Origin of the sequence: uncultured Campylobacter sp. (assembly GCF_938045405.1) — a bacterium.
Taxonomy (GTDB): Bacteria; Campylobacterota; Campylobacteria; order Campylobacterales; family Campylobacteraceae; genus Campylobacter_B.
On record NZ_CALIMW010000105.1, the window covers coordinates 1 to 5,749 of the forward strand.

The window sequence follows — 5,749 nt, forward strand, 5'->3', positions numbered from 1 at the left end:
ATCTAGCGAGCTTGAAGCGCGAAGCTGTCGCTAAAGCTCGCGTCAAAATTTTTGCAAAGCTTAAGCATCAAATCCGCAAATTTGCGCCCGCTAAACATCGCTCCGCCGAAGATCAAAACGTCAAAATCCTCTTTGCGCTCATCCGCCAGATCGCTTAAAAAGTAGCCCAAACTATCGAAAAATCCGAACGCAAACAGCTTCTCATTGGCGCTTGCGAGCGCATAGCTCATCGCCGAGCGCAAAATTTTATCCGCTTGCACGTAGCCGCGCTCGTCCGTGCAAAAATCAAGCCGCACCCCTTTGCCGCCCGCAAAATCCTCCGCAGCTGCCGTCAAAAACGCCGCATTGCGCCCCCAGATAAGCTGCGCGGCGACGCTAAAGATGCTGTGAAATCCTGCGTTTGCGCTTTTTAAAATTTCATCGATTTTTGCGGCGTTTACGTTAAATTTGGCGCTGAAATTTTCAAACAGCTTCGCGCCCGTCTCATCTGCGCAAATTTGCGCCTTAAGCTCGTCGAAGCTGCGCGGCAGATCAAATTTAAGCAGAATTTTTTTGGAGCTTTCGCCATAAATTGCGATCTCATCGTCCGCGTCCACGCCCAAAAAGCAGCGCAAAACCCGTTTTTTGGGATCATCTAAAAGTCCCTTCTCGCGGCACGTAAGCGCAAAAAGAGCGGAGTTTTTGTCCTTTGAGTTTTTCAGATAAGCGCTTGCGGCGTCGCTTAAAAAGTCCTCGTTTTGCACGATCAAAAAGCCGTTTTGCAGCGGCGCGACCTTAAAAATTTTATCTTTCTGCGCCGCGCTTTCGCATTTTGCGCTTAAAAAATAGATCCCGTCGCTTGCCAAAGCGCGCCCCAGCGCAAACACGAATATGTCGCCCGCAAGCTTTACGTCGAAAAATTTAGGTGCGTCCTCGTGGTTTTTTCTAAAGATCGCATTGGTTTTTAGGCTTATGAGCGGCTTTTCGAAGGCTGCGAGCGCGATTCTACTCTTTTCATCGCTCACAAAAATCCCATCCAGCGCGCCCACTCCTGCAGCTATCAAAAAATCGGCGCTAAAATCCACGTCCGCTTTGAGCGTGAAAGTTGCGCCGCCGCGCTCGATCTGCACCTGCCTTGCGTGAAGCAAGCTTAGGCGGCAAAGCTCCAGCAAGCGGGCGAAATTTTCCCTGCTTACCGCTTCAAATTTGCCGTCATGAAGTACGCCGGCGCCGCTTATTATTTCGAATTCGTTTTGAGACGGCTCGGCGTGAGCGAGGTATTCTTTCATCACTCGCGGAGTGAAGTTATTAAATTTAGCGGTGTTATGGGCGTTTGAAATTTCATCCTCTAAAAATTTACTTATATCGCCCGAGGAGGTATCTTCAAACGTGCCGTTAAATTTCAGCGTTTTCGCTTCAGCGCCGTCCTCGTCCACCACGCGCACGGAGGATTTTGCCAAAAATATTGAGTTTGGAATCAGAGGCATCGCCTCGTCGCTAAATTTTAAAATTTCATCCTCGCCGCCGCGCACGAAAAGGCTTATTAAGCTCGCCTCTTTTTTCAGGCAAAACTCAAGTGCGCTTTTGCGAGCATAAAACAGTAAGAAGTGCGCTATCAGCGCGTTTTCATTAAGGTAGTTAAACTCATATGCTACTATCATCTCGCCCCTTTTTTGCAAATCGATCCGCGATGTCTTGGGCGCTGAGATCGGCGATTTTTTCATGCGCGAAGCCAAGATCCGATAGGTGCTTAAGCGCCGTTTTTTCCATGATTTTTGAGGACTCTAATATCACGGAGCTTAGCTTAAAGCTCGCCTTCTCGATGCGCCGCGGCACGACAGCTAGAATTTTAACGTGAGGCAGATCGCCGCAAAGATCCATCATCTGCAGGGTTTGAAGCATTTCGACCTCGTGTGCCGAACCGCTCCAGCTGATCTGCTTAGGCATCGCGTCGTAGTCGAAAAGGTACACCTCGCCGCTCTTTGCGCCGTCCGCGTCTATACAATCTACGAGCAAAATTTCATCAAATTCCGCCATCGTAGGCATCAAAAAGCTAGCCAGCGTCCCGCCGTCGATAAAGCTGATCTGATCCGCGCTGTTGCTCGATGCGGCGGGATTTTCGGCGACAAAGTCCGCATTAATAGAGCTTTGCGCTGCGGAATTTATTGCTAAATTTTGCAAAGTAAAATTTGAAGCGGAATCCTGCTTTGCGGAATGTTCTGAAGTAGAATTTCGGTCTAAATTTACTGCTGCAGAATTCTGCTCGGAGATAAAATTTTCATTCGCAGAATTTTGCGAGGAGCCGCGCTCTGTGGAATTTTGCGAGGTAGAATTTTGTATCGCAGATACTTGGGCGGAATTTTGCATAAAATTCCGCGCCGCAAAATTTTCACCCGCTATATAATTTCGTGCGGCGGCTTTAGGATAAAATTTATAGTTCTGCGCGAGCGCGCGGACGAAGTGCACGCCTATGCCCTCGTCCGCGTAGATGACGTTGCCGATACCCAGTACCAGCACCCTCAAGCGTGCTCTTCCTTTTTAAATTTATAGCCGCTTACGATCGCATCCATCGCGCCGTCCCTACCCTTGACGGCGTTAAAGACCGCCATATAGACGTGGATCGGCACGAAGATTATGATAATATTCATGCAAAGATGGTGAATCATTCGCACCTCGCTTAGACCGCCCATCGCAGCTTCCAGCGGGCGCAAGAGCCCATATAGCGCGCCACCTAACCCCTCGTGATAGACGTGAACGTATAGAATCATTCCCGTTAGGCAGATTACGAACAGCACTAGATAAAAGCCCAGATAGGAGATGAACTGTAGCGGGTTATAAACGCCGCGAAGATGCGGGTGCTCGCCCAAAAAGATATAGTATTTGATCTGAGCGATCCAGACGCGCGGGCTAAAAAAATCCTTGATGCTTAAAAGCTCTTTTCTGCTCTTTTTATCGAAGAAGAAAAGATAGGTTTTAAAGATCGCCGCACCGATCATCGCAAAGCCGAAGATCAGATGCACGAATCTAAATTTAGCCTGCATGAAAAGCACCGGCTCGGGACTTACCTCGGGCGCGGTAAAAACAAAGGCGATGTAATATCCGGTGATCACCAAAATCGTAATGCAAAGCGCGCGCAGCCAGTGCGTGAGCCTAAGACCGATGGAGAACTCATATTCCGCAAATCTTTTTTTCATCGTTTATCCTTTGCTGGGATCTACCCTATAGCAGCCAAGCTCCGCTCCTTTGGCGTCCATTACGTGCACGGCGCAAGCGATGCAAGGATCGAAAGAGTGGATGCGGCGGATGATCTCTAGCGGCTTGGAAAGATCGGCAAGTTTAAGCCCGATCAAGCAGGATTCGTAAGCGCCCATAGCGCCGTCTTTATCCTTCGGAGTGGCGTTCCAAGTAGAAGGTACGACCGCCTGCCAGTTTTTGATGACGCCCTTTTCGATCCTGCACCAGTGGCTAAGTGCGCCGCGCGGCACGTGACCGATATAGCGACCTTTGTACTCTTTGGAATTATCGATTACATATTTTGCGCAGGTCTGCGTATCGCCGCTTTTGATGTTTGCGATCAAATTTTCTAGTGCGATCAGTCCGTTGTCGGCTATGACTTTGGCTTCGATCATACGGCACGCCGTTCGTCCAAGCGTCGAAAATACCGCCTCAAGCGGCAAGCCGGCGTCTTTTAGGAATTGATCCACGACCTTTACTACGCGCTCGTTTTTCTTGGCGTAATTTACTACGATATTTGCAAGAGGTCCTACCTGAAGCGGCTTGCCGTCGTAGCGCGGAGCCTTGATCCAGGTGTACTTGCCCTGGGTATCGAGCACCTTCGTATGCGCTTCTTTGCCGTGCGCGTCGATGCTCTGTCCGTCCTGAAGACCCGTATAATTCGGCTCCTGCTCGCCGTCGTAAGGATGAAGCGCCGCATCGTTTTTATACCACGCATGCGTTGCCTCCTCGGTAATCTTGTTCTCATCAAGCTCCAAAACCTTGCTAATATCGCCGTCAAGGATCATGCCGCTTTGAAATAGCCATTCGTTCTTTGAAAGCTGAAATTCTTGATGAGTCCATAAATTTGCCACGCCGATATCGTTTAGCACGCTAGGCTCGTTGCCGTAAGCCTTCGCAGCCATTACGAGATCAGGATAGTAGGCGCGATTTACGAAGTCTGCGACCTCTTTAAATTTAGACATATATTCGCCCAGTCTCGCAGGACTTAGGATATCCATTACGCAGGTTACGCCGCCTACGGTGAGGCTTTGCGGATGAGGCTGTTTCGCACCGAATATCGCCATCATCTGAGCCGCCGTGCGCTGAATACGCAAACACTCAAGATAGTGCGAAAGAGCGATTAAATTTTGCTCTGGGCTAAGCTTATATGTTGGGTGGCCGAAGTAGGCGTTGGCAAAAGGCCCCAAAGCGCCTTTCTTAACGAAAGCGCCCACACGATCTTGCACCTCTTTTAGTTTATCCGCACCGCACGCATAAGGGGTGTCACAGTATTTAAACGCCTCCTCACTCGCCTTTTTAGGATCGGCGCTAAGAGCGCTTACGACGTCCACGAAATCAAGCCCGTGGAGTTGATAAAAATGCACAGGATGATCGTGCAAAAACAGCGCATTAGCCATCAACGTGCGCGTTAGCAAGGCATTTAGCGGCGGAGTGATGCCGAGGGCGTTTTCTACAGCGACGATGCCTGCTTTGTAATGCGAGAAGGTGCAGACGCCACAAATTCTTTGCATAAAAAATCCCGCGTCGCGAGGATCTCTATTTTTTACTATGGTCTCAAGCCCGCGCCATAGCGTCGAGCTACTATAAGCCTCGCGGACGACGTTTTCATCATCCACTACGACCTCTATTCTTAAATGTCCCTCTATTCTGGTTATCGGATCTATTACGATTCTTTGCGACATGATTATTCCCCTTTATCTTTCTTAAATGACGCAATCGCCGCGTGTGCCGCTACCGCAACACCCGTGATCGCTAAAATTCCGACACCTATCTTATCTGCAGTAGCATCAGCGCCGAGCCCGCCGAAAACGCTTTCGTAAAGGCGATCCGCCAAAGGCTCCTCAAAAGGTCCCATATGATCCCAAAAATCAGGCTCCGAGCAGCCTATGCAGCCGTGACCCGCCTGTACCGGCCAGCTAGTGTGGGAGTTGAAGCGCTCGCGCGAGCAGTTGTTAAACGTGTAAGGACCCTTGCAGCCTACTTTATAAAGGCAATATCCGTCCTTTGCGCCCGCATCGCCGAAGCTTTCTACAAACTCGCCCGCGTCGAAATGTCCGCGGCGCTCGCACAGATCGTGGATGCGCAGCCCGTAAGCCCATTTCGGTCGGTTATAAACGTCAAGGCTTGGAAGCGTGCCGAAAAGGATGAAATTTAGCGCGTTGCCGACGATATTTTTTTCGCTAGGCGGACAGCCCGGGATGTTGATGACGGGTTTGTTTATGATCTTGTCCAAACCTACGGCGCCGGTCGGATTCGGAGCTGCGGCTTGGATACCGCCGAAGCTCGAACAGGTGCCGATCGCAAATATCGCCGCAGCGCCTTCGGCAGCGTGCTTGCAGTGCTGAGCTCCGCTCTTGCCCTCAGGACCCACGGTTAGGAAAAATTCATTCTCGCCGCTTGGAATTCCGCCCTCTACCATCAAGATATAGCGCCCCTTGTATTTTTCGATCGCGCCCTCTAAATTTTCCTCGGCTTGCCAGCCTGCGGCAGCCATTATCGTCTCGTGGTATTCTAGGCTGATGTAATCAAATAT

Annotated in this window: 5 protein-coding genes and 1 pseudogene; all 6 read right to left on the minus strand. The window is 50.2% G+C overall.

Translation table 11 applies throughout. The features are described from left to right. Positions 1–2 precede the first annotated feature (2 nt). The gene (locus tag Q0140_RS03915; protein WP_297962102.1) at positions 3–1,640 is read right to left on the minus strand and encodes a hypothetical protein; all 1,638 of its coding nucleotides are present in this window, start codon (positions 1,638–1,640) and stop codon (positions 3–5) included. After that, positions 1,624–2,346 (minus strand): hydrogenase maturation protease, encoded by a 723-nt coding sequence (locus Q0140_RS03920; protein ID WP_297962108.1) that lies wholly within the window; start codon positions 2,344–2,346, stop codon positions 1,624–1,626. The genes Q0140_RS03915 and Q0140_RS03920 overlap by 17 nt, the downstream gene beginning before the upstream one ends. A 60-nt stretch (positions 2,347–2,406) precedes the next feature. Next, positions 2,407–2,502: pseudogene (locus Q0140_RS03925) on the minus strand (hydrogenase expression/formation protein); the annotation flags it as partial. Beyond that, on the minus strand, positions 2,499–3,173 hold the full coding sequence (gene cybH / locus Q0140_RS03930) for a Ni/Fe-hydrogenase, b-type cytochrome subunit (protein ID WP_005870440.1): 675 nt from the start codon (positions 3,171–3,173) through the stop codon (positions 2,499–2,501). The gene cybH and the pseudogene Q0140_RS03925, both read right to left, overlap by 4 nt. A gap of 3 nt (positions 3,174–3,176) precedes the next feature. Continuing rightward, on the minus strand, positions 3,177–4,898 hold the full coding sequence (locus Q0140_RS03935; RefSeq protein ID WP_297962104.1) for a nickel-dependent hydrogenase large subunit: 1,722 nt from the start codon (positions 4,896–4,898) through the stop codon (positions 3,177–3,179). 2 nt (positions 4,899–4,900) lie between these two features. Continuing rightward, a partial coding sequence (locus Q0140_RS03940; protein WP_297962106.1) for a hydrogenase small subunit occupies positions 4,901–5,749 on the minus strand: 849 nt, incomplete at its 5' end.

Bases quoted from the DNA above. Each gene is read 5' to 3' on its own strand.
- Q0140_RS03915 (WP_297962102.1), bottom strand. From the start codon at position 1,640: ATGATAGTAGCATATGAGTTTAACTACCTTAATGAAAACGCGCTGATA.
- cybH (WP_005870440.1), bottom strand. From the start codon at position 3,173: ATGAAAAAAAGATTTGCGGAATATGAGTTCTCCATCGGTCTTAGGCTC.
- Q0140_RS03920 (WP_297962108.1), bottom strand. From the start codon at position 2,346: ATGCAAAATTCCGCCCAAGTATCTGCGATACAAAATTCTACCTCGCAA.
- Q0140_RS03935 (WP_297962104.1), bottom strand. From the start codon at position 4,898: ATGTCGCAAAGAATCGTAATAGATCCGATAACCAGAATAGAGGGACAT.